Source organism: Streptomyces sp. SID14436 (assembly GCF_010548465.1).
Classification (GTDB): Bacteria; Actinomycetota; Actinomycetes; order Streptomycetales; family Streptomycetaceae; genus Streptomyces.
On the sequence record NZ_JAAGMD010000226.1, the window covers coordinates 1 to 974 of the forward strand.

The 974-nt window shown below is 72.6% G+C and carries 1 protein-coding gene; it reads right to left on the reverse strand.

Features of this window, described 5'->3' with window-relative positions; genetic code table 11:
- On the reverse strand, nucleotides 1-974 hold a 974-nt coding region (locus G3I53_RS08125), incomplete at both ends, for a maltotransferase domain-containing protein (protein WP_164438174.1).

The window sequence follows — 974 nt, forward strand, 5'->3', positions numbered from 1 at the left end:
CACCGATCACCCGCTCCCAGAACACCACCGGCTTGGTGTGCGGATTGTCCACCCGGAAGATCCGCACCCCCACCCCCATCCAGTGCCGCAGCACCCGGCAGGTCTCCGCCACCAGCCCGTCCAGATCCGCGTCGAAGGCGATCGGATAGATGTCCTGGTACTTCTTCGGCGGGTTCTCCGCATACGCGATCGACCCGTCCGGGCGGTGGTGGAACCACTCCGGATGCTTGTGCACCCACGGATGGTCCGGCGAGCACTGCAACGCGAAGTCCAGCGCCACCTCCATCCCCAGCTCCCCGGCCCGCGCCACGAACCGGGCGAAGTCCTCCAGCGTGCCCAGCCGCGGATGCACCGCGTCGTGCCCGCCCTCCGCCGACCCGATCGCCCACGGCACCCCCACATCGTCCGGACCGGCGTCCAGGGTGTTGTTCGGGCCCTTGCGGAACGTGGTCCCGATCGGATGGATCGGCGGCAGGTACACCACGTCGAAGCCCATCGCCGCGATCGCGTCCAGCCGCCGCGCGGCCGTGTCGAACGTGCCGTGCGGCTCCCGCGCGGTGCCCTCCGAACGCGGGAAGAACTCGTACCACGACCCGTACAGCGCCCGTTCCCGCTCCACCAGCAGCGGCAGCGGCTCGCTGCTGGTCACCAGCTCCCGCAGCGGATAGCGGGCCAGCACCGCCGCCACCTCCGGCGTCAACGCCGCCGCCAGCCGGGAGGCCGCCGGCCTGCGGGCGTCGCGCAGCGCGTCCACGGCCGCCAGCAGGACCTCCCGCGCCTCGGAGTCCGGCACGTCCGCCGCCGCCCGCTCGTACAGGCGGGCCCCCTCCTCCAGCACGAGTTCCGTGTCGATGCCCGCCGGGATCTTGATCTCCGCGTGGTGCCGCCAGGTGGTCACCGGGTCGCCCCACGCCTCCACGGTGTACGTCCACAGGCCGACGGCGTCGGCGGTGACCTCGGCGCCCCACCGGTCG